This is a genomic window from Clostridium neonatale (genome assembly GCF_900465025.1).
Lineage (GTDB): Bacteria > Bacillota > Clostridia > Clostridiales > Clostridiaceae > Clostridium > Clostridium neonatale.
The window spans coordinates 1602857-1626119 of the sequence record NZ_UICR01000001.1 but is presented as its reverse complement, the minus strand read 5'-3'; the positions used below and the strand labels follow the sequence as shown (position 1 = coordinate 1626119).

The 23263-nt window shown below is 27.7% G+C and carries 26 protein-coding genes; 5 read left to right on the top strand and 21 right to left on the bottom strand.

The features are described from left to right. Positions 1-130 precede the first annotated feature (130 nt). From CNEONATNEC86_RS07430 to dhaK, 5 genes are all read right to left on the bottom strand, one after another. Positions 131-688, bottom strand: coding sequence for a glycerol-3-phosphate responsive antiterminator (locus CNEONATNEC86_RS07430; RefSeq protein WP_058294613.1), 558 nt, complete (start codon positions 686-688; stop codon positions 131-133). A gap of 109 nt (positions 689-797) precedes the next feature. Continuing rightward, positions 798-1502, bottom strand: a complete 705-nt coding sequence (locus CNEONATNEC86_RS07425) for an MIP/aquaporin family protein (RefSeq protein WP_058294612.1) — start codon at positions 1500-1502, stop codon at positions 798-800. Positions 1503-1559: 57 nt separating this feature from the next. After that, positions 1560-1946 (bottom strand): dihydroxyacetone kinase phosphoryl donor subunit DhaM, encoded by a 387-nt coding sequence (gene dhaM, locus CNEONATNEC86_RS07420; protein WP_058294611.1) that lies wholly within the window; start codon positions 1944-1946, stop codon positions 1560-1562. A gap of 3 nt (positions 1947-1949) precedes the next feature. Beyond that, entirely contained in the window at positions 1950-2585 is a 636-nt protein-coding gene (gene dhaL / locus CNEONATNEC86_RS07415) for a dihydroxyacetone kinase subunit DhaL (protein ID WP_058294610.1), read from the bottom strand. Positions 2586-2613: 28 nt separating this feature from the next. Next, complete coding sequence (dhaK, locus tag CNEONATNEC86_RS07410) at positions 2614-3609, bottom strand: dihydroxyacetone kinase subunit DhaK (RefSeq protein ID WP_058294609.1); 996 nt, start codon at positions 3607-3609, stop codon at positions 2614-2616. 665 nt (positions 3610-4274) lie between these two features. Here dhaK and CNEONATNEC86_RS07405 point away from each other — a divergent pair. Further along, positions 4275-5453 carry a right-handed parallel beta-helix repeat-containing protein gene (locus tag CNEONATNEC86_RS07405; RefSeq protein WP_159115976.1) on the top strand — a complete coding sequence of 393 codons (1179 nt, stop codon included), beginning with the start codon at positions 4275-4277 and terminating at the stop codon, positions 5451-5453. A gap of 118 nt (positions 5454-5571) precedes the next feature. Here CNEONATNEC86_RS07405 and CNEONATNEC86_RS21230 read toward each other — a convergent pair whose 3' ends face one another. From CNEONATNEC86_RS21230 to CNEONATNEC86_RS07395, 3 genes are all read right to left on the bottom strand, one after another. After that, positions 5572-5742, bottom strand: a complete 171-nt coding sequence (locus tag CNEONATNEC86_RS21230) for a hypothetical protein (RefSeq protein WP_172437793.1) — start codon at positions 5740-5742, stop codon at positions 5572-5574. 465 nt (positions 5743-6207) lie between these two features. Next, positions 6208-6477, bottom strand: coding sequence for a hypothetical protein (locus CNEONATNEC86_RS07400; protein ID WP_058294607.1), 270 nt, complete (start codon positions 6475-6477; stop codon positions 6208-6210). Between the two features lie 249 nt (positions 6478-6726). Next, positions 6727-8208: an aminotransferase-like domain-containing protein gene (locus tag CNEONATNEC86_RS07395; RefSeq protein ID WP_159135793.1), complete on the bottom strand. Its 1482-nt coding sequence runs from the start codon at positions 8206-8208 to the stop codon at positions 6727-6729. A 183-nt stretch (positions 8209-8391) separates the two neighbouring features. Between CNEONATNEC86_RS07395 and CNEONATNEC86_RS07390 the strand changes: the two genes are divergently transcribed. Continuing rightward, a complete protein-coding gene (locus CNEONATNEC86_RS07390; protein ID WP_159135792.1) occupies positions 8392-8781 on the top strand; it encodes an ACT domain-containing protein in 390 nt (129 codons plus the stop codon). 121 nt (positions 8782-8902) lie between these two features. Here the strand turns inward: CNEONATNEC86_RS07390 and CNEONATNEC86_RS07385 are convergent, their stop codons facing one another. From CNEONATNEC86_RS07385 to CNEONATNEC86_RS07365, 4 genes are all read right to left on the bottom strand, one after another. Then, positions 8903-9469, bottom strand: a complete 567-nt coding sequence (locus tag CNEONATNEC86_RS07385; RefSeq protein ID WP_276508223.1) for an adenylosuccinate synthetase — start codon at positions 9467-9469, stop codon at positions 8903-8905. Between the two features lie 128 nt (positions 9470-9597). Beyond that, the gene (locus tag CNEONATNEC86_RS07380; protein WP_159135791.1) at positions 9598-11103 is read right to left on the bottom strand and encodes a hypothetical protein; all 1506 of its coding nucleotides are present in this window, start codon (positions 11101-11103) and stop codon (positions 9598-9600) included. A 343-nt stretch (positions 11104-11446) separates the two neighbouring features. Then, positions 11447-11746 (bottom strand): hypothetical protein, encoded by a 300-nt coding sequence (locus tag CNEONATNEC86_RS07370; RefSeq protein ID WP_125149034.1) that lies wholly within the window; start codon positions 11744-11746, stop codon positions 11447-11449. Between the two features lie 211 nt (positions 11747-11957). After that, positions 11958-12722 carry a formate/nitrite transporter family protein gene (locus CNEONATNEC86_RS07365; RefSeq protein ID WP_159135790.1) on the bottom strand — a complete coding sequence of 255 codons (765 nt, stop codon included), beginning with the start codon at positions 12720-12722 and terminating at the stop codon, positions 11958-11960. Positions 12723-13178: 456 nt separating this feature from the next. Between CNEONATNEC86_RS07365 and CNEONATNEC86_RS07360 the strand changes: the two genes are divergently transcribed. Next, a complete protein-coding gene (locus CNEONATNEC86_RS07360) occupies positions 13179-13793 on the top strand; it encodes a LysE/ArgO family amino acid transporter (protein WP_159135789.1) in 615 nt (204 codons plus the stop codon). 136 nt (positions 13794-13929) lie between these two features. Here the strand turns inward: CNEONATNEC86_RS07360 and CNEONATNEC86_RS07355 are convergent, their stop codons facing one another. The 6 genes from CNEONATNEC86_RS07355 to CNEONATNEC86_RS07340 form a co-directional block, all read right to left on the bottom strand. Further along, positions 13930-14361 (bottom strand): GNAT family N-acetyltransferase, encoded by a 432-nt coding sequence (locus tag CNEONATNEC86_RS07355; protein ID WP_058294601.1) that lies wholly within the window; start codon positions 14359-14361, stop codon positions 13930-13932. A gap of 223 nt (positions 14362-14584) precedes the next feature. Then, positions 14585-14755 (bottom strand): hypothetical protein, encoded by a 171-nt coding sequence (locus tag CNEONATNEC86_RS21225; RefSeq protein ID WP_172437792.1) that lies wholly within the window; start codon positions 14753-14755, stop codon positions 14585-14587. Positions 14756-14957: 202 nt separating this feature from the next. Then, on the bottom strand, positions 14958-16310 hold the full coding sequence (locus CNEONATNEC86_RS07350) for an FAD-binding oxidoreductase (protein WP_159135788.1): 1353 nt from the start codon (positions 16308-16310) through the stop codon (positions 14958-14960). Positions 16311-16324: 14 nt separating this feature from the next. Continuing rightward, on the bottom strand, positions 16325-16501 hold the full coding sequence (locus CNEONATNEC86_RS21220; RefSeq protein WP_172437790.1) for a hypothetical protein: 177 nt from the start codon (positions 16499-16501) through the stop codon (positions 16325-16327). A gap of 62 nt (positions 16502-16563) precedes the next feature. Beyond that, entirely contained in the window at positions 16564-16893 is a 330-nt protein-coding gene (locus CNEONATNEC86_RS07345; RefSeq protein ID WP_058294599.1) for a hypothetical protein, read from the bottom strand. A 381-nt stretch (positions 16894-17274) separates the two neighbouring features. Then, the gene (locus CNEONATNEC86_RS07340) at positions 17275-17832 is read right to left on the bottom strand and encodes a YcxB family protein (protein WP_159135787.1); all 558 of its coding nucleotides are present in this window, start codon (positions 17830-17832) and stop codon (positions 17275-17277) included. 205 nt (positions 17833-18037) lie between these two features. Between CNEONATNEC86_RS07340 and CNEONATNEC86_RS07335 the strand changes: the two genes are divergently transcribed. Both CNEONATNEC86_RS07335 and CNEONATNEC86_RS07330 read left to right on the top strand, forming a co-directional pair. Next, complete coding sequence (locus tag CNEONATNEC86_RS07335) at positions 18038-18217, top strand: hypothetical protein (RefSeq protein WP_159135786.1); 180 nt, start codon at positions 18038-18040, stop codon at positions 18215-18217. Continuing rightward, on the top strand, positions 18165-18551 hold the full coding sequence (locus tag CNEONATNEC86_RS07330) for a hypothetical protein (protein WP_159135785.1): 387 nt from the start codon (positions 18165-18167) through the stop codon (positions 18549-18551). The genes CNEONATNEC86_RS07335 and CNEONATNEC86_RS07330 overlap by 53 nt, the downstream gene beginning before the upstream one ends. Positions 18552-18818: 267 nt before the next feature. Here the strand turns inward: CNEONATNEC86_RS07330 and ndk are convergent, their stop codons facing one another. The 3 genes from ndk to CNEONATNEC86_RS07315 all read right to left on the bottom strand — a co-directional run bounded on the left by ndk (position 18819) and on the right by CNEONATNEC86_RS07315 (position 23134). Next, positions 18819-19226, bottom strand: coding sequence for a nucleoside-diphosphate kinase (gene ndk, locus CNEONATNEC86_RS07325; protein WP_058294596.1), 408 nt, complete (start codon positions 19224-19226; stop codon positions 18819-18821). 614 nt (positions 19227-19840) lie between these two features. Continuing rightward, the gene (locus CNEONATNEC86_RS07320; protein ID WP_058294595.1) at positions 19841-21256 is read right to left on the bottom strand and encodes a glycoside hydrolase family 1 protein; all 1416 of its coding nucleotides are present in this window, start codon (positions 21254-21256) and stop codon (positions 19841-19843) included. Between the two features lie 264 nt (positions 21257-21520). Next, positions 21521-23134: a DUF1593 domain-containing protein gene (locus CNEONATNEC86_RS07315; RefSeq protein ID WP_159135784.1), complete on the bottom strand. Its 1614-nt coding sequence runs from the start codon at positions 23132-23134 to the stop codon at positions 21521-21523. Positions 23135-23263 lie beyond the last annotated feature (129 nt).

Below are 23263 nucleotides of genomic sequence, written 5' to 3'. Positions count from 1 at the left end.
AGCTTATTTTTAATAATTATAGCCGCATAAAACATATACCTATAATGTCTATTTCAATACATCATACGTCTTGTACAGGAAATTACTATACAATTTTGTTTTATGTGGCTTCCACTCTAAATCTCTATAGCTACATATCCCAAATTTCTTTTTTGGTTGTTGATACACAAGTTGCTCCGCTATTTAATGCTTGTATAACTTCGTTCTTGCTTTCAATTAATCCTCCAGAAACTAAAGGTTTTTTAGTTTCTCTAGAAATAATACCTAAAACTTTCGGTATTACACCTGGTAATACTTCTAAAGCATCACATTCAGTTATCATGTGATTTTTTACATTATTTAATGAAAGTGTGTCAAAAATAAACACCCTTTGAATTGCTAATAAATTATACTTCTTAGCAGCTTTTACAATTTGAGGTTTTGTACTGATAATCCCATGAAACTTGGTTTTTTCTTTCAAATATTTGATAACGATTTCTTTGTTTGCAAAACCTTCTACTAAATCTATATGAATTATGCCAATCTTATCACTTTCTTCTATCTTTTCACTTATACTCGCGATACTTGTGATGTCTCCGAATAATACAAATATAATCTTAGCAGATGATTCTAAGGCTGAATTTAGCTGTTCTTCATTCTTCACAGCCGCTATAATTGGATTTTCTTCCAGTAAATCTTTAATGTCCATATTCACTCCTCAATTAATAACATAATATTTATTTGAGTATTACATATTTGTATTTACCTGTCAAATTGGTTTTTCAACACCTTACAGTATAATGCTGATTTTTTCTTGTTTATACCAACATTGTATATATTAATGCACCTAAAACTCCACCTACAATAGGTCCTATAACCGGAATCCAAGCATATCCCCAATCTGAATCACCTTTATCTGGAATTGGAAGTAATGCATGTGCAATTCTTGGAGCTAAATCTCTAGCAGGGTTTATAGCATATCCTGTTGTTCCACCTAAACTTAAACCAATTGCCCAAATTAAAAGACCTACAAATAAAGTTCCAAGTCCGCTTGCAATATCTTGAGCGCCTATTCCTAATATACCAAAAACTAATACAGCTGTTCCTATAATTTCACTTATTAAATTTAATGTAGTATTTCTTACTGCTGGACCTGTTGCAAATACTCCAAGCTTGTCTGCTTTATTATCAGTAGCTTTAAATTGATCATAATATTGAATAAATACCAAAGCTGCGCCTAAAAATCCTCCTATAAGTTGTCCAGCAAGATAAATTGGCACTAAGCTCCAATCTAGCTTTCCAATAACTGCAAATGCAATAGTTAGTGCTGGATTAAAATGTGCACCACTATATGAACCAAATATTAGCGCTGGAACCGCAACAGCAATTGCCCATCCTGTTGTTATAACCATCCATCCTGAATTTGAACCTTTTGAATTCTTTAAGACAACATTTGCAACAACGCCATCTCCTAAAAGGATAAGTAATAATGTCCCTATCATTTCTGCCATAAAGATTGTCATAATAAAATCTCTTCCTCTCCATAATTAATATTTATTTAATATTTATTTAATATTTATTTAATATTTATTTAATGACATACTTTTTAAATTATCTTTTATCTCTTCAATGGTTTTATTCATACTGGCATATACTGCGGCAACTATAGCTCCTTCTACTAATGGAGCATCTATTATTTCTACTTTACTTTTAATATCTTCATCTAAAAATTCTATTGCCATCTCAGCATTCATAAGTGAACTTCCTAGATCAAACAATAATATAACACCATCTTTATCAAATGCATTTTCTATAGCAGCAGAAATTTTCATAGCATCAGTTCCTATTCTTCCATCATCTGTTCCACCTGCTGAATATATTTTCACCTCTGGAACCATTTGCTCAGCTACTTCCTTTACACCTTCTGCTATTTTTTCACTATGTGAAACAATCACTATCCCAACCATATTTTAATTTTCTCCTAATACCTTTTTTGTTATTGTGTCTAGAATCAAATACATTGATGTAGCACCGGGATCTTGATGACCTTTACTTCTTTCACCTAAATAACTTGCCCTTCCTTTTGTTGCTATAATATCAATTGTTTTTTCCATTCCATCTTTTGCTGCTTCACTTATTGCATTTAGTATCTCTTTATCAGTCTTATTATGTGATAAAGCTTTACTTCCTGCTGTAATCGCAGGTAACAATGCATCTATTAAAGTTTTTTCACCTTCCTTAGATTTCCCCCTTGCTTTTATTCCATCTAATGCCTGCTGCAATATGTTCATATAATCATTAACATCTAGGCTTGTTTTATTTACCGTTACTAATGCTCCCTTCATAAAGGCAGTACCATACAGCGGCCCAGAAGAACCCCCAACAGTACTAACTAATGTCATTCCACATGTTTTTAAAATTGTTGATATATCATCAGTATCAATTTGACTCATCTTATCATTAAGAGCCTTGAACCCTTTAGACATATTAAGTCCATGATCTCCATCACCAATTGCTCCATCAAGCTCACTTAAATATAATTTATTTTGTTCTATAACCTCTCCAATATCTAAAAATATTTCTTTAAGTTTTTTTGCATCTACCATGATTTATTGCCTCCAAAATAGAATAATACTATAAACTCTTAAATGCTGGTGTATCTGCAGAATCTTCTAATAACTCCTTTAATTCATCATCAAGCTTTAGAATTGAAATTGAACAACCTGCCATTTCTAATGATGTCATGAATTCTCCTACAAAAGTTTTGTATACTTCTATTCCCTTATCCTTTAATATTTCATTTACTTTTTTATTAACTATGAACAATTCCATATTAGTAGTAGAGCCTAAACCGTTAATCATAACGCTAACCTCATCTCCACCCTTTAATTCTATATCACTAAAAATCTTACTCATCAGCTGCTCAGCTACACTATCTGCTGAAGATATTTTTTCTCTATGAGTTCCTGGCTCACCATGAATGCCCATTCCAATTTCTACTTCATCATGACCTATCTCAAAATTTGCCTTACCCACTGCTGGTATTATGCATGAAGATAATGACATTCCCATAGTTCTAACATTACTTATTACCTTTTCTGCAACTGCTTTTACTTCTTCTAAACTTCCTGACATTTCAGCTTTAGCTCCAGCTATTTTATGAACAAATACAGTACCTGCTATTCCCCTTCTTCCTGCTGTGTAAATACTATTTTCTACAGCTACATCATCGTTTACAATAACTTCTTCAACTTTGATTCCATCCATTTCTGCCATTTCCTTTGCCATTTCAAAGTTCATGACATCTCCAGTATAATTTTTTATTACAAGTAATACTCCTTCTCCATCATCAGTGGCTTTGATTGCTTCATATACTTGATCTGGAGTTGGTGATGTGAATACTTCGCCACAAACTGCTCCGTCTAACATTCCATATCCTACATATCCAGCATGTGCTGGTTCATGTCCGCTTCCACCTCCACTAACTAATGCTACCTTATTTTTCTTTTTTTCATTTCTAACAATAACGTTAAAACCTTCTAATTTCTTTACATACTCTGGATAAGCTGCTACAATACCATCAATCATATCATTAAGAACATTGTTAGGATCATTAATTAGTTTTTTCATATTTTTTCCTCCACTCTTTTTTCTTAATAAATAATTATAGCCGCATAAAACACTTTCAAAATAAAGTAATATTGTAGAACTTATTTATTACTTTAATAATGAATGTAGTTTTATGCGGCTTATTCTCTAATTCTCATAGCCTGCATATAATTATATTTTTATTCATATAAACGTTTTCTTCCCTTTTATTAAAACACATCTGTAATTTTATGTCAATGATATTTTCAAGAAAAATTTAATATTATTATTTAGGCATCAAAGTTTAATTAAAGATAATTATCATTACAATAAATTATATGTTATAAATAAGCTTATTATGAAGATTAAAATGGCAGTATATAAAAATTTATATACTGCCTTCTAGGGTAAATATATTATTGTTGTAGATAGACATAGGGGAGTTCATATCTACATATTACTGTGATAAATATATTTAAGTAATGAAATGAAAAATACTTTCAGCACATCCTTGTAATAATTATTATATTTATCTTATCTTAACGTTAGCTTAACGGATATAGTATTTTTTACAACAAATTAAATATATCAGTAAAAAAATCTTTATCAGTTAAACTTAAATTCCTCTTAAAAATTTTAATAATTCATCCCACTATTTATTATTATGGTAAAATAGTAAATAAATACAAGAAGGGGGCATAATCAAAATGATAAAATTAAATATAAGAAAAGCCGTGACATTTTCATTAGTAACAGCCTGCTTATTTTCATTAACTCCAATGAAAACCAATGCTGCATGGAAAAAAGATACTACAGGCTGGTGGTATACAGTAAATAATTCATATTCTAGAGGCTGGAAAGAAATCGATGGAAAATGGTATTATTTTTACTCTAATGGATATATGGCTCATGATACAATAATTGGTGGATATAAGCTAGGATCTGATGGTGCCTGGATTACAAATACATTAAATAATTCTAATAAATCAACTGAATCAAAAATTACTGAGGTTACTGTTGGAAATGCTCAGGAATTTGTTAATTCTATAGGCTCCAATAAAAAAATCATATTAAAACCAGGAGTATATAATTTATCAGATGTAAAACAAATTAATAATTCAGATTCTGGTGTAAAGTATATACCAGTAGATGATGGTGATGAATTGAATATAATAGGAATTCATGATCTTACTATTGAAGGTGCAGAGGCAGGTAAAGTAGAAATTAAAGTAGCTCCACGTTTTGCTAATATAATGAATTTTTCTAACGCCAAAAATATTACTATAAAAAATATTGTTGCAGGCCATACACCAGCAAAATATGAATGTAATGCAGGAGTATTGAAGTTTACTAATAGTAATAATATTTCAATTGCAAACTCACATCTATATGGCTGCGGAAGTATTGGATTGGACTTACACAATGTAAGTAAACTTGAAGCATCAAATTGTTTAATAGATCATTGTTCTTTGCGTGCAATACAGATTTATGATTCTTCAGATATTAAATTTGTAGAAAATAAAATCATTGATCATGAAGCCTATAGTAATATAGTAATGATAGATGGTGGAAAAGGTATTACATTTGAGAAATGTGAATTTGCAAATAATAATAATTTCATGTGGAGTTTTATAGAAACCTCAAACAAATCAGATATATTGTTTGATTCATGTGTAATTAAGAATAATTCAAAATCATCAAGTTCAGAATTCAATGATGAAAATATATGCTTATTTAAAACAACAGACTACTTTGGTAAATGTGACAGTAAAATAACAGTAAGAAACTCAGAAATAACTAAGAACACATGTGATTCTTTAGTAGACAATAAAGAAAGTGTTAAATTTGATGATTGTACTATTAATAATAACACTTTTAGCAAATAATCTAAAAATAATTTATAACTCAAATAATAGCTCTGTTCTCTGCTCTTATATAAATATATCTCCTAAATAATAAAAAGGCAGGATGAAATTCAAATATTTCCCCTGCCTTTAAAAATAATTAATTAACATGTAAAAACATTTCATAATTTTCTATTTTATCCTCTCTATTGGTATCTTTTAGCCATGTATTGTACTTCAAAATATATTTTTCTAACTGTTCAAGCTTTAAATTATTAATTTGTTTACCTTTACATTCTGCATACATATTAATCTTAATTATATTTCCCATCTTCTCACCTCTCTTTAAATTCCTCATATCTAATAATAATCCATTTTTGTGTCAGCATTTTGTCAAATTAGTAAACCTTTACTTAACATTCTTAATTTTTTCGATTTTAAAAAAATTAAGAATGTTAAATCATTTTATTAAAAAATAACAAGTAAAAATTAGCTTATTATATATGTTCTAATTAACAATTTACAATGATGGTTGAAATCTTTTCAAGATTTCTTAAATTTATATGTAAATCAATTATTGGAACTTATATATACTACTTTTGAAATTAATTTAATTAATCACAATTTATATTAATTATATCCATAATTATATTATAGCCATATATCAAAATTTTATCTTAAAAATATATAAAATTTTGATATATTTAGCAACTTTATCGTTTTTTCTATTGTAACTTTATTTTTATCCATATAATCTTCTCTAATTCTCTTCTTTTTTATTCAAAGTATCAACCTTTCAACCAATACTCTCAGGTATTTCCTCTATTCCAAGTAATCTAGGGATTCTTTCATTTATTTTTATAGATATTTTTGCAATTTTCATTTGCAGATTTTCAATTATCGTCTTAACTTTGCATATGAAATAATACTCATCATATCCATTTGTAATTACTGCAATAGGATTAAAATCCCATCCATTTATTCCATCAACTGCTTTACTTAATATTTCTTTATCTTCTATTGTAATATCTTTTCTTATTTCCATTTGATTATTTTCATTTATCATACATCAACACCCTTTCTATACTATATATATTAAATAATGTTTATGTCAGGTGTTTGTCAAATAGATTAAGATTTTCTTAACATACTCTTAAGTTCCTTAATTTTATTATAAAAACTTATATACAAGCCTTCTCTTATTGTTTTTTAAATGAAATAATGTTATTTTTCTCATTTAAGAATAGTTACATATAAATCAATTATTATATAATTTTTTCACATTTTGTAACTTACAACCTAGTAATAATCAGCTTTATTTTTCTTCATTAATAAGACTGGACAACAATTCTATTCCTTTTATTATATCTTCTTCATCTGCATAAGCATAAGATAATCTCAAAGAATGTTTATTGCTGCATCCATATATACTACCTGGATTTATCAATAATTTATTTTCCACAGCTTTTTGAAATAATTTTTCTGTATTTATTCTATTATTAAATGTAATCCAAATATAAAAACCACCTTTTGGAACTGTCCATGTTGCAATATCTTTAAACTCCTTCTCTAAAATACTAATCATTAAATTCCTACGTTTTTTTAGCTGAATACGAACCTTACTCAAATATTTATCATACAGTCCACTGGACAATAATTCGAACATGACATATTGAGCTATAGAGCTTGCGCCATAATCCATTTGCATTTTAGCGTCTCCTAATTTTTGAACAACTGATTCAGGACCAACAAGCCATCCAATTCTAAACCCTGGCGCTAAGCTTTTAGAAATTGATCCAAGATATATTATCATTCCGTTGTTATCTATAGCTTTTAATGGTTTAGGTGGAACTTCATCAAACCATAACTCACCATATACATCATCTTCTATTATTGGAAGCATATTTTTCTTACAATAGCTATATAGTTTTTCACGTCTTTCTTCACTCATTATATTACCCGTTGGATTGTGAAATGTTGGTATTGTGTATAGTAGTGCTGACCTAGCATTATTATTCTTTATAGGTATTTTAAAATATTCTATTCCTTCTTTATCCATTGGAATACCACAAAGGTTTATACCTGCTGATTGGAATACTTTTAATGACTGTATGTATGATAAGTTTTCTGTATATACTGTAGACCCTTTCTTAAGTACACATACAGATAATAAATGTATTGCTTGCAAAGATCCTGATGTTATAAGTACACATGATGGCGATACATTAATGCCTTTTAACTTTAACCTGTCACATATTATTTTTCTAAGATCAAACAAACCTAATGGTTCTAAATAGTTTAATGAGGTTAATTTTTCTGGCAATCTGCTAAATATCTCTTTCATTATATGGCTTGGCAATAATTTAGGCGATAATTCTCCTGTACCAAGACGTATATAATTATCATCATATTCAAGCTTATTTATTGTCTGAATTATAGGCTTGTTCGCCTTGAATATACCTGAATCTATATATTCTCCCCAGTCAGGTGTATTATTTGACACAAAAAGTGACCATGTATTACTTGCAACCCTTGTTCCTCCCCCAGAACTTCCTTGTAAAATTCCATAAGAACATAATTCATCCATGGCCATAACAATAGTACTTCTATTTACTTTAAAAAGTTCTGCAAGTTTTCTTTGTGAAGGCAGTCTGCTGTTAAGCACCCAATCACCATTTATAACCTTGCACTTTATATATTCAACAATTTGTTTATATATTGGAATTTCTAAAGATTTATCTGGACACCAGTCAATTATTACAACTTCCTTTGATAAACTTTCATCAAAAGGCTTCATCTTTCCACCACTTTTCTTTCAAAATATTAAAAAGATATATTTAATATTATATGTTTGGTTGGATAATAAATCAAACTTTGGTTGGATACATGAAATAACTATAATGATAATATATATATTAAATTAATTGTAAGCTTATAATGATTGGTAATATTATTGGTAAATGAAAGGATGAATTTAAATATGTCAGAAAAAACACTAACACTTAAATTATTAAAAGAAACTTTTGCTGTCTGTAGATTAAATAAAAATGAGGTAATTCCTGATTGGATAAATACTAGTGATTTTTATTCTATAACAAAAACAGAAGACGAATTATCAATTGTATGCTCTCAAGAATCTGTTCCAAAAGAAATAAAACATGAAGATGATTTTAAAGCCCTCAAAATTGAAGGTCCTCTGGATTTTTCATTAATTGGCATACTATCAAAAATAAGTACTATTCTAGCAAAATCGAAAATAAGTATATTTGCAATTTCTACATATGATACGGATTATATACTTGTTAAAAATACTGATATTCCTCGTACTATAGAAGTACTTTCTAATGAAAACTATGAAATTCTAATTTAAATAATTATAATTTGAGCGAGGTAAATTAAATGTGTATTCCTAATTTACCTCGTTTAAACATTTGAAATAATATTTTTAAAAGTTCACCTTTTAATCTCAAATATCTTAAGGTGCTCTTAATTTATCTCACTTCTATATCCTTTTTGTTATCTCCATAACTTAAATAATATTTATCTGCATCTATTATTCTAGCTATTTCTTCAATAAATACATTAACTTCAGAACTTACTTTCCTTTTATCTTTAATATATAGAGCTTTATCATCTATTTGATCAAGGCAAGTTATAGCTAAAGATTTTCTTATTTTAAATTTACTATTTAATGATTTATTAAAGTCTGCCTCAATGTTTTCTTTTAATAAGTCTAAATTTAATAATCCAAATCTTAAAGTTCCTTGATATCTATTAGGTATATTTGTTAAGTCTTCTATTTTTTCATATGGTTTATCTTTTAATTCATCTGGCATTGGACCTGCTCCATGTCTTGTTAAATAGCTTCTTGTAATATATATAGCCTCAATATCAACAGCCTGCCTTGTTTCTTCATCATTAAATTCATCATATAGTAGCTCAATAACATTTTCAATGCCAGTATTTGAAGGTGTTACATGAGGGAAATATTTATAATTTTGATGCAACATTAATCCCTGCGCACCTTCAAATATTAAGGTATCAAAATCATTTGCTATCTTAGAAAAACTTTTAAAATAACAAAAAGCATCACGAATTTTTAAATGGAACCTATAAGATAGACTTTCTTTTATTAGTACCTATCCTATAAGTTCCATTTTATTTATCACATTATGCTTTTTATTATTTATTCTGCTGGAGTTAATACTCCTCCATCATTTAATGTTATAGTTTTGCCTTCAAGCCATGAATTGCTGCTATTGCTGCTATCATAGTATATTGTATTTCCATTATCTTTTATATTATCAAGAGAAGTATCTTCATCAGTTAAAACTGTAACATATGATGTTCCTGTTACATTCCATGTACTATTCTTATCTAATGATATGTCTAATTCTTTTCCAGAATTTGCGCTATTTACTGTAGATTTTAATGTACTAGATTTTAAATTAAGTTTTAAAGTACTTATCCTATCTACTGTTATTAAGCCTTCTAAGTTTTGATTATCCGCATTAAATGTCAAATCTGCTCCATTGGCTCCTTTTGTTCCCCATTCACCATTATTTCCAGCTACATTTAGAAGTTTTCCGCTTCCAAATGAAAGTTCAGTATTTGTTAGGTTAATTACACCTTCTGTATTTGTTACAAAGAACATTGGAGCTGTGCTATATTTACCTGAAGCAGGATCAATAGTAAGTTTTGAATCTGAAGCTGAAAAAGTTCCCACACCATTATCAGCATCTCCTGACATACTCTGATAAACCATTACTCCAGTATCATCAACACCACCTGTACCTCTTCCAATTGCATATCCAGTTAAATCACAATTATTTAATTCAATTGAATTTTTGCCTTCTATAACAGCAATAGAAGATCCTGTGGCCTTACCTTTACTATCAGAAACATTTATATCTCCTGTTGAATAAACACATGGTGAACCTTCTCCAGATGTATTAAGAGTGCTATTATTCACACTAACAGTTCCCTCTCCTCTGTCAGTAGCAACTGCTGCGCTATGTGCCCCAGCTGTGCTTATCTTAACATTATCAGCATTAATTTCACCTTGATAAGTAGCATCTAGTCCTCTCGAATGGTCTCCTGTTGTATTTATTACAGAATCTTTAACAGTAACTTTTGTTCCTTCTCCAGTTGAAAATACAGCATTTCCACCAGCTACTGTCGTATTTATATTTACATTATCAAGTGTTGCATTTGAACCTTCATTAGCTAAAAAGCCTGCATTTGCACCAAAGAAATCACTAGCTTCTTCAACTGTCATCTCACCAGATGTCTTGTTCAATTTGGAATCTGAAATTGTTAAAGAACCTCCATTAGTCACTTTTATAGCTGATTCATTTGCCTTCGTAGCTGTAACTTCTTCCTTGCTTTTAGTTTCAGATGTTCCATCAATAGACATTACTGCTGTAGACTCTACTGAACTTCCTTTATCAACATTGAACACACCATTAGGCATTTGTCCATTTTGTCCTCCCTGTGGCATTTCAGGTGGTTTACCATTAGTCTTTTCATTTAAAGAATCAGAATTACTATTTCCTTTATTCTGCACATTTTCATAATAAGGTGTAGCATATTGTGTTGCAGCATTAGCTACAGTGCCGCTTAATAAACCAGTTCCTATTATAGAAAATACTGAACATATACCAATTAATCTCTTTACATTTTTAGATACCATACTTAAATCCTCCTAAATTTTACTCAATTGTTATATAGTCTATGATTTAACAATAGTATTCTTATCTTAACGTTAGCTTAATCCATTGTTGTTAATAAAAATTTTTTCATCTAACACCAATAAGTTTTAAAATAATTTAAAAAAACATTTGACTTCAAGTCCCTCTAAGGTTGTACACTCTTTTATGATATATGAATATCAAATATATAGAGCAAGTGACAAAGATTCAATATGTAAAATTAAATAATGGTATAGAAATGCCAATGTTAGGGTTTGGTGTATTTCAAATTCATGATGCATTACATATCTTGATAATACGATTTTACAATTTTGCTATTTATTTTTAATTGTTGATAAATTTTATATAGATTTTCTTTAATAGTATTACTAATGCATAAATAATAACTATATTAAAGAATAAACTCAATATATTGATATCCATCCCCCTATTTCCATTAAATAGATTATCAAAAAGCATATAACTTCCTTCACTCCCTTGGTATATTGACCAATAGTTACATGGAAATCCAAAGTTATATACTATTAACGTTCCATTTTGTCTTATATTAGCTGGTACAATAAAAGTAACAACAATGAGTAGAAATACACTTAATTTAAACTCATATGTTTGGATTCGTCTCATTTTATTCACTACTTTCTATAACTTTATTACAAATCTTTTTGAGATTATAAGTTATATTATAACATAAATTGTAAATATATCATGTTCAAGTTTCAAGGAAAATTTTTTAATTACTACTCAAAATCCATATTTTGTGCATAAAAAATATCACAAAAATCATTTATTATTTTGAATAATGTGATATTAAAAACTAGTATTTACTTTTTATCTGTTAATTTTCATTTATACTTGAAATAATCAATAAAAATCCTAAAATAAAGCCGCCACCAATTATATTTCCAATTACAACCCACACTATATTTTTTAGTGCTAATAATATTGGTAATCCTCCTAAAGAGAAATATGCAATTGAAAAGATAGCCAGATTAGCTATACTATGTTCAAATCCTGCTAGTGCAAAAGTAAAAACACAGAAAAACATCATTATAATTTTTCCTACTTCACTTTTAATTCTTATTCCACTATATACTGCTAAGCAGACACTAAAATTACACAGTATGCCCCTCAAAACAAGCTCTAGAACTGATAAATCTAATTTTGAGTAAGCTATTGGCTCAATATAAGATTTAATAGCTTCAAAGTTGACACCACTTTTTACAAACATATAAGCAAATATAATTATTCCAACAAAATTTCCCAAAAATGAATAACTTAATATCTTTAAAGTAGATTTTATATTCACTTTTTTCTTTAAGATTCCTATATACATAACAAAATTATTCCCTGTAAATAATTCTGCACTAAAGAATACAATTGCTATAATGGCAAAGCAGAATAATGCAGCACTAGATATCCTAGCTGCTTCTGGATAATTGGGAGAAAGTATTCCTCCAATTGTATATGACAGTATAGTTGCAAGCATGATAAAAATCCCTGCCATAACAGCACGTCCAAAATATTTTGTAAAGCTTTCTTCTACTATTTTAACTTTATTAGCTGAAGTATTTGCAATTTTATCAACATCATCATGATACATTTTTCACACATCTTTACCTTTCTCTTATTGATAATAATTTTCATTTTCTAAATTATACATTAATTTTAAAGTTTTGTATATAAATATATATTTTTTTATTATTAAAAATATATATTTGGTTGGGTAAAAAATCGTTTTTTGGCTGGATACAGCTAAATGATATGATGATACTATGAGTTTGTGTATAAGAAATATATTAAAGTCTTTAAAACTAAATTTATAAACATGAGATGAGATTTTTCAATGTAAAACGCAATATTATCATTAAAATTATTAAAGGACAGCTTTGCTATATGTAGATTAAAGAGAGATGAAAACATTCTAGATTGGGCATTAAACAATAATAAGAATGAAATAGAAAATTCTATAAGAGTTCTTTCTATTGAAAAATAATATCATTCAATAAATATATCTATTATTAACTTAATTTTATACTACTAATAAGGAATGATTTTTATGTTAAAAACAATATTGAGAGGTTTTACAATTGGACTTGCCTATCTTGCACCTATAGGAATGCAAAATTTATATGTGATAAATAGTGCTCTATGTAGAAAAAGATCTCAAATGTATATGGTTGTATTTACTACAATATTTTTTGATATTTCATTAAGTCTTGCATGCTTCTTTGGTATAGGATTTTTAATGAATAAATTTCCACTATTTAAATTAATAATTCTTTTGGTTGGTTCAATTACAATAATAATGATTAGTATTCAGTTAATTAAAAGTAGTCCTTCACCGTATTCTTCAATTAATATAGAAAAAAATTTTATACAAACAACAATTTCTTGTTTTTTAGTTACATGGGCTAATCCTCAAGCTCTTCTTGATAGTACTTTGCTTTTTGGCGGACTTAGCACAACTCTTCCATCACATATGACATCATATTTTATCTTTGGAGTATGTATTTCATCTTTTATGTGGTTTTTTTGCCTTGGAAGCATTGTCAGTATATTTAGTAAATCATTTAATGAAAAAACTTTAAAGATTATTAACATGGTCTGCGGTTCTGTGATTATTTATTATGGAATTAAGCTTGCCTATAATTTTTTAAAGCTTATTTTATAAATTTTATTACTCTTTAAGTCAGTATTCTAAATCCTGCATTTTGTATGAATACCCAATAGCAAATGCAATCGTGTTTTTGCAAAATGACATAAGTGAAGTTTCATTAAAATTCTTAAGTTCTAAAATTCTTAAGAATTTAAGAATTTATATTCTTTTTCATATAGTATCTCTTGTGATTTTCTGGGCACTGATCTAAGACTCCAAATATCTCGTAACCTTGCTTTAAATAAAAATCTTTTGCTTGAAAATCAAATGTATCTAAGTGAATTAATTTACACTTATTTCCTTTTGCTATCATCTCAATTTCTTCTAAAAGCTTTCTTCCCAATCCCTTATTTCTATATTTATCATCAACAAATAAAGAATCTATATATAAACAGTTCCAGCAATACATTTTGCTATTTATCCCTGCAATGATTCCGCCATGATTATCTTTAATAACTCTGTTTATCCATATGAATGATTTTTTCTGAGTATTGGGCACCTTAGATAAATTGTAATTTATCAGCTTATCTATTATTAACTCTGATTCTTTGTCACTACTTTTTTCAATATTATATTTTTCCATATTATATCTCCTAATATATATCTAATTCATACTAACTTAAATTTAGTATACTTTTTTCTTACTATTTTTAAAGATCCACACAATTATAATTAGATGTATATTGTGGTTTTAATCTTGTAAGCAATTATGACACTTTTTTTCTACGTACATAACTATATATTTAAACATAAAAAATAAAGAGGTAAATTAAACATCCCTGCCTAATTTACCTCTTTATTTTTTATTATTGTGCTTGCAAAAACTCTTCATAAGTTTCAACCTTATCCTCTCTATTAGTTTGCTTTAGCCACTTATTATATTGCATAATCTTTTTTTCTACATTTTTTAAACAAATCTTTTTATTATGCGCCTTTTTAGTTTCTGCATACAAGTTTATTTTCATTATATTTCCCATTTTCTCACCCCCTTTTATATATAATACAATTCGTTTTTTATATTTCGGTACTAAAATTTAAAAAAATAATAAAATAGTACGTTTAAATTATTATACATCGTACTATCTCATTATTCTAGTAGAAATTTTTTCTATACTTGTTGATAAAGATGATTCTATTCATAATTCTGACATTTTTCGAGAGGTGAATGTCACCTATTAGTTATATACTTTGCTCAAATGCAAATACATCATTAGGATCATATTTAGTTTTTATAAATTTCAGCTTTTCATAATTATCACCATAATATTCATGTTTATAATCTTCAAGCTCTACTAATGGGAAATTAATAAATGATCCTTTTGTTATAGATTTTATGTATTTAAATTTTTCTAATATCCATTCTATGTTTTCTTTTTTATATTTATCTTCTTCAAATACACTTTGGAAGCCCATTATAAATTTTGCATCTCTATAATAAAAAGCACCTTCTTCTTTGGTTTTATTAATTACTGCACCGCCAAGTCCATAAAATGTTACAGCTGCATAAACTGCTCCATTTGCAGCATTATCTAAAATTTTAATTATCTCTTTTATTTCTTCTTCTGAATAGTCATTATAAATAAATCTTCCTGTTGATTTATATTTTTCATAATCTGCATGGCTGTCTTGAATTATTCTATTTGCTTCAAATATACTTGTATATGTTAAATTTAAAGTTTCATCATAACATAAATCTATAAGTGGTCTTAAAATATTGTGAGCTTCTTCTTTTTCACCATAATATAATCCAATTAGCTTTATTCCTCTTCCTTTTTTCTTTGAATTATAAATTGCCATCTTAAAATTAACCTTATTATCTAGATTTTTAAACATATCTTGATAAGTTTTTACTACAGTTACTTGCCTATCAGATTCCAAATTAAAATACTCAAGATCAATTAAAGTTACATTTTCAACTTTTTCTTTAAGCTTAAATGTCATAGAAACTACAACTCCAAAGTTTCCACCACCACATCCTTTGCTTGCCCAAAATAAGTCTTTATTTATATGTTCATTTGCAATAATTATGTCACCTTTATAATCTACAAACTCTACTTCGATTAAGCTATCACATGCTAGTCCTAGAAATCTGCTTGAATATCCCCAGCCTCCACCAAGTGTGAAACCTGCAACTCCTACTGTAGGGCATCCTCCACCTGGAAATGCATATCCTTTTGAACATAGGATTTTACATGCTTCTCTATTTGTTACTCCACCCTCTAATGTTACCTTTTTATTTTCTTCATCTAAATCTATTTTTTTCATTTGGCTTACATCAAGTACAATCAAATCATTTCCTGTTGAATATCCCTCATAGTTATGAGCACCACTTCTTATTCTGAACTCAACTTTATTCTCTCTGCACCACTTTATATTTTTTGAAACTTCTTCTTTATTAAAACAATAAACAATTGCTTTTGGATAAGCATCAATTGCTCTATTCCATGACAATCTGCATTCTTCATAATCTATATTATCTTTTAAAATAATTTTTCCTTCTAATTGATTTAAATTTAAATTTATATTATCCATATTTTCTCCATAATCTATATTTCAATATCACAGCTATTAATTTTCTCTTCTCTTATTCTATAATTAGAATCACACTTTGGATTTTTACATACTCTTTCAATAACTATATATGCTCCATCATACTTACGTTCTCTCTCCAAAAGCACTCCGCACTTTGGACATTTATCTGGTAAACTACACCCACATACCATATTCATTCCTCCATATAAGTAAATATTGATTTACTTATATTATAAACTTTTTCTACAATTTTTTATAATAAACTGTCTTTTATAATTTCTTCTATAAAATTTCTTATTATTTCTACTTTTTCAATATCCTCAACAAGAAAATCTACACTTTCATAATCCAAATCAACTATCATAGTAAACTTTATGTCTTTATATATATAATCTGATGCAGCAATATAAACCATATCTCTTGTTTCAATATATTTTACTTCTTTATTGTATTTAAGCTTTTCTAGAAAAAACTTATATTCACTATATTCTGCATTCATATCATTAAGCCATTTATATTGCTTACATGGTATAAATCTTTTTGAATCATCTTTATCTAGTTCTGTGAATCTTTCTTCCTTCATAGTTTTTACATCCTTTAATTTATAAATATTTTAATAATGGTATTATAATTTATTTTCAACGCTCCTAAAAGACCTTAATAAATTTTGAACATAGCTCTTTATTAATTATTCACTATAATTTACAACTTACTTCACTCATTTCTTATATAGATTATACAACATAAATTTGCTATTCTTAAATTTTTTAAGTATTTTACTTAACTCCATAAAACATTATTACTTTAATTTTACGCAGTTTAACTGTCATTATTTTGATTTTTCATATCATAAATGTTGTTTAAATAAAATAAACTATATTGAATAAATAAAAAATTTAATTCAATATAGCTTGGTCTAATTCAAAATTCTTCTTTTGAATATTCATAAAAATCTATTCTCGGTTTAAAGATACTTTATATCCTTAGGATATTCTTTTTCTAATTCTAAATTTGTATTATTAATTATAGTATCTAAAAAAATCTGTTTATTTTCAATAGGTTTAAAAGAAAATATTGGAATCAATAAATCTTCATTATTAACTGTTCTTACAAGTATGTAATTATCTACTGAATGTATACTCTTAATAGAATTCCAATTATAAATTTTCACTACAAATTTAGTGTTAACTTTTAATCCTTCCTCTACAAAAGTTAATTTAGTTTGTTCAAATAAATTTTGATATTTATCAAAAGAATATATTTCAAAAAACTTTTTTCTAAGCTTATGCATAATAATCTTTTTTCTAAATAACATAATTATAAACGAAAATACTATATATATTACAATTGATAATGGGTCTTTAATAAGAGCAATTGCAACTAAAAAACCTAATAAAATAAATAAAATAATAAAAATAAAATTAGAAATCATCTGATATTTAAAAACTTTAGTTTCCTCAACATGTCCCATATGAAAATCTATTAATTCTTCCTTTGAAATAGTATAGTCTATCTCCGTCAAATAAACACCTTCTATCTTAAAAATTAATTAAATAATAAAAAATCATAAATACAAATTTAGCAAAATATACAATACCTTTTAAAATTATATTACTTTTCAGATTAATATTCAATAAACAACATATATATTTCTATTTTTTTAAATTATTGCCTCAATAAAAATTAAATGGTATTATTTATCATATGCTGTTTTAGGTAGGAATCTAATGAAAAGAATAAAATTAATAATACTTCCACTTATAATATGCGCATTTATAACTGGATGTAATAAAGCTCAAATTAATAATGAAGACAAGCAAACTAATAATAAATCTGCACAAACTTCGAAAGCAAATGATAATAAAAAAAATAAAAAAAGAAACTGCAGATATATCTCAAACAAATGAAAAAAAGGAAACTAGTAATGAGTCTTTACAGACTTCAGATAAAGATAATAAAAAGTCTACAGAGACCAATAGCAAAAATGATAACTCAATAAATGATGAAATATTTTTTGGTGATTGGACCATCACCGGTACAGCAGCTTCTGGCCCTGTAACAATTTATAGTACTGAAGATATTAAAAAAATAATAGGTACAAAAATATATTATGGAAAAGATAAATTTATTAGTAATGATAAAATTGTTAATAATCCTATATATGAAACAAAGTTAGTAAGCCGTGATGATTTCAGCTCTGATCATGCTAATATATCTGTTACACTGTGCCTTTTTACCTAAGATTATTAAGGATTGTTAATGAATTCTTTTAACAATTTTATTATATTCCATTCAAAACATTGAAAAATGTTTAGTTCGTGTTATAAGATTGTTTAAAATTGGAAATAAAAATTAAAATAATAAAATACTGAAAATTTGATATAATCCAATTTTCAGTATTAAAAAATTGTTAATCCACATATAAAAAACTCATAAATTCAGTTTTTTATATGTGGATTTTTATTAATTATATTTTATATTTATAGATTGGTTTACTTATATATTACTTTACTCTCGAAACCAAATATTCATTTCTCTTTCTGCATTTTCTATACAATCTGAAGCATGAACACAGTTGATATTATTACTTATTGCATACTTCTTTCTTATTGTTCCTTCTTTTGCCTTAGATATATCAAAAGGTCCATTCAACGCTCTAACTCTTTCTATTGCATTTTCACCTTCAAGAATTAATGCCACAATTGTATCACTTGTTATATATTCAATTAATCTATCGTAATATTCTCTTCCTTCATGTTCTTCATAATGTGCTTTTGCAAGCTCTAATGTTGCATCTAACATTTTCATCTTTACTATTTTTAAATCATTTTCTTCATAAATTGATAATACCTTACCAACTAAATTTCTTTGTAATACGTCTGGTTTTAATAGGACTAAAGTTTGTTGTTTTTGCATGTTTCCTCCTGCTGCGCTTATTACTGCTAATAATATTATAATTACTAAAATAACATGGTCATTATATATTAAAAGTTATAGCTTTAACAACTGCTTGGCTCTGATATAATCCTATTTTACAAGGTTATCATTTAGATTTATATTTTTATAATTCTAATTTATTTAATAAATCAATAAGAGAATACGTTACAAATCTTTAAATACATATCTCTTCTTTAATACAATCAATATTTAATTGAAGTTTTAATTGATAAAACTTCTGATTAATTACATAATCTTTTGTAAAATATTTTCTTTTTCCATAAAAATATTTTACTACAAATCATAAGCTTTTAGAGTTTTGATTTATTTTTTGTAATAAAAAGGAGCTTCGCACTAATTCTTAACGCGATAGCCCACTTTCTATTATTATGGTTTATGAGTTTATACTTTTTATTTACAGACTATTTTATATTAAAGTTACTTTTTATGGTTTACATTTTCTATTTGTTTATTTATATAAATATTGTGTTAAATTTAATGCTTTATGCTATATTTATTTTTAAATTATTTAAAGATAAAACCATATAAACTTATTTAGCTTTAAATAATATTTTATTTTGAAATCTTATAGTTTATCTTTTTAAGCTTCCACCATTAGTAGCTATTACTTCTTTGTACCAATTAAAGCTCTTTTTCTTATATCTTTCAAGAGTACCTGATCCATCATCATTTCTATCTACATAAATGAATCCATATCTCTTTTTAAGTTCAGCAGTTGATGCACTAACTAAGTCAATACATCCCCATGTAGTGTATCCCATAAGTTCAACACCGTCTTCAATTGCTTCATAAACTTGAACTAAGTGATCATTTAAGTAATTTATTCTATAATCATCATTTACAGTTTTATTTCCATTTTCATCTGTAATTAATTCATCAACAGCACCTAATCCGTTTTCAACTATAAATAATGGTTTTTGATATCTGTCATATAATAAATTAAGAATATATCTTAAACCTTCTGGATCAATTTGCCATCCCCAGTCTGATGCTTCTAAATAAGGATTTGGTACTCCTGCAATTAAGTTACCTTCACCAGCCTTATTCTTTTCTGGGTCAGCTGTTGCACATGAACTCATGTAGTAGCTGAATGAAATGAAATCTACTGTGTTCTTAAGTATTTCTGCATCACCTGGCTCCATTTTGATTTCTATATTGTTTTCCTTGAAGTATCTATTCATATATCTTGGATATTCTCCTCTTGCATGAATATCAGCAAAGAAAAGATTAGCTCTATCTTGTTCCATAGCCTTTAGTACATCACTCGGTCTTGGGCTTAATGGATAGTTCGGTACACCAAGTATCATACATCCAATCTTAAATTCTGGGTTTATTTCATGACCTATTTTAACTGCTAATGCACTTGCTACTAATTCATTGTGCATAGCTTGATATAAGTCCTGCTTGCTTAACTTTTCTTTTGGTGTCCATACTCCTGCACTCATATATGGAAAGTGAAGTGCTGAATTTATTTCATTAAATGTAAGCCAGTATTTAACCTTATCTTTGTATCTTGTATAAATTGTTCTCACATAATTTTCAAAGAATCCAACAAGCTTTCTGTTAGTCCATCCATCATAATTCTTAGCAAGTGCTAAAGGTGTTTCATAGTGTGAAATTGTAACAAGTGGTTCAATTCCATACTTAGCTAATTCATCAAAAACATTATCATAAAATTGTAATCCCTTTTCATTTGGTTCTTTATCATCACCATTTGGGAATATTCTTGACCATGCAATAGATAATCTAAAAGTCTTAAAGCCCATTTCTGCAAATAACTTTATATCTTCTTTGTATCTGTGATAGAAGTCTATTCCTATAAGCTTCATATTATCTTCTGTTGGTTCATCTGTTAATGGTGCTTTTATACCATGTGGCATAATATCTTGAATTGATAATCCCTTACCATCTTCGTTATATGCTCCTTCGAATTGGTTTGCTGCTGTTGCTCCACCCCATAAAAATCCTTCTGGAAATTTAATTGCCATAATTACTCCTCCTAATTTAAGATTATATCTTCATAGCGCTAATGATAAAATATGTATAATCGTAATAGTTTTATATAAAATTTATAAAAAAATACCTAAGAAATATAGAAAAATAATTTCTAAATCTCTTAGGTATAGCCTGCTTTACCAGTAACAATCCTGTTTTATAAATCTATGATAAGGATATCATATTTTTTTGATAGTGTCAATAATCAACACTTATATTTTAATATCTTAGTTATTATTTATTCTAAGTATACCATCTTATTTAACCGTTATAATAACGCGTTGATAATGTTTTAAGTTTATTTTTCCATTATCTTTTGCTTCAACAACAATGTGAATAGTATCACCAGATTTTGCATCTTCTGGTACTGTGAAAGTAACCTTATTAGTGTCACTTCCTTCTAATTTAATGCTGTCTACAACTTCATTTTCTGCAAGTTTACGAGTAGTATCTAGTAATAGATCTCCAGCATAAGTATCTTCTGTCTCATTCTTTTGACCTTTGTAATCTTCATAAGTATCAGCTTCAGCATAACGCCACCATTTATAAGTTATTTCATCACCATCTGGATCTTTGGCATCAGCAGTTAATGTTATCTTTTCTCCTGCTTTCGCAGTTAAATCAATTCCTTCTTTAACTTTAACTGTTGGAGCATGGTTAGCTTCTTCATAAGTTTTAGCAACACACCAATCTGCTCTTGCAGCAAAATCATTTTGAATATCATCAAACCATCTTGTTAAAGAATATGATGCTTCATATTGATTTGTATATGGATTGTAATCTAGTTCAGTATTTTTCCATAAGTTATCATTAACAACTCCAAAACGAGATCCCCAACCTCCATAAGTTGGATCTTCCATACTTCTTAAACCGTTATCAATCAAGTATAAAAATGATGGAGAATCTCCCTCTGATATAAAGTCATATCTATTATACTCTGAGTTATTTTTAAGATATTCTTCAGTTCCTCTTTGTTCTTCTTCAAGTTCACCTTCTATATAATTTCCATCACCCATTAAAGCATATTTTTCAAGTAATGTTCCATGATTTGCTTTAATATTTTCATACATCCAGTCACCTTGTAATAAAGAATTCACTTCGTCATTATGATATTTCCAAGCATATGCAAAGTGCCAGAAGTTACTTCTATCATTTATGATTCTAATGTTTGGCCAATTTTTCGCTATATATTCACCATAGCTGTCATCTTGGTCTAAAATTATATAAAGTACAACCTTTTCATTAATCTTCTTTTGAATTTCTTCCCACTTATCTGTATCCTTGTACTGTTCTTCTATAGACTTTAAAGCACGAGCTGTAGTATTAGTTCCACCCCATGTTTGGACATACAGTTCTCTATCATCATCATCTAAGAAAAGTTCTTTTAGGTACTCAGAACCTTCTGTGACTTCATCCATTTCTCCAGCATCTGAGATATTACCAATCTTAGTTATGTTTCTAACATGTTCTGGTTCTGGATAGCCTTCTGCATGTACTGATAAGTTAGGATATACTTCTTCATATGCATCAATAAATTCGTCTACCCACTTAGTTCCAGTCCATCTAAATGGTTCAATCCCTTTTTCTTCATCTCCTGCATAGTGATACATGGAGCTTGTCACAACTATTCCTGCAAGATCAACTTCATTTGCATAAAGCATAAATCTTATTACTGAGTTCATATCATCAACTTCACCATCTGTTGTAATAACAGTACGAGCCTTTGTCTTTTGTATTGTTGATGAAACATTTTGACCTTCTACTTTGTTATTAGTTTCAGGCGCTTTGGCATTATTACATCCTGCAAACATACCAACACATAAAACTGATGCTACAAGCATAGAAAGTAAAGAACATTTTTTGTTTTTCATTTTACTACTCCCCTTATTTTAATATTTTCTTTTGTTAATTTATATTTAATTTATAGAATTCTCCTAGCTGATATCTATATATCAGCTAGAATTCATCATATTATAAATATCAAATTTTAGTGAAATTAA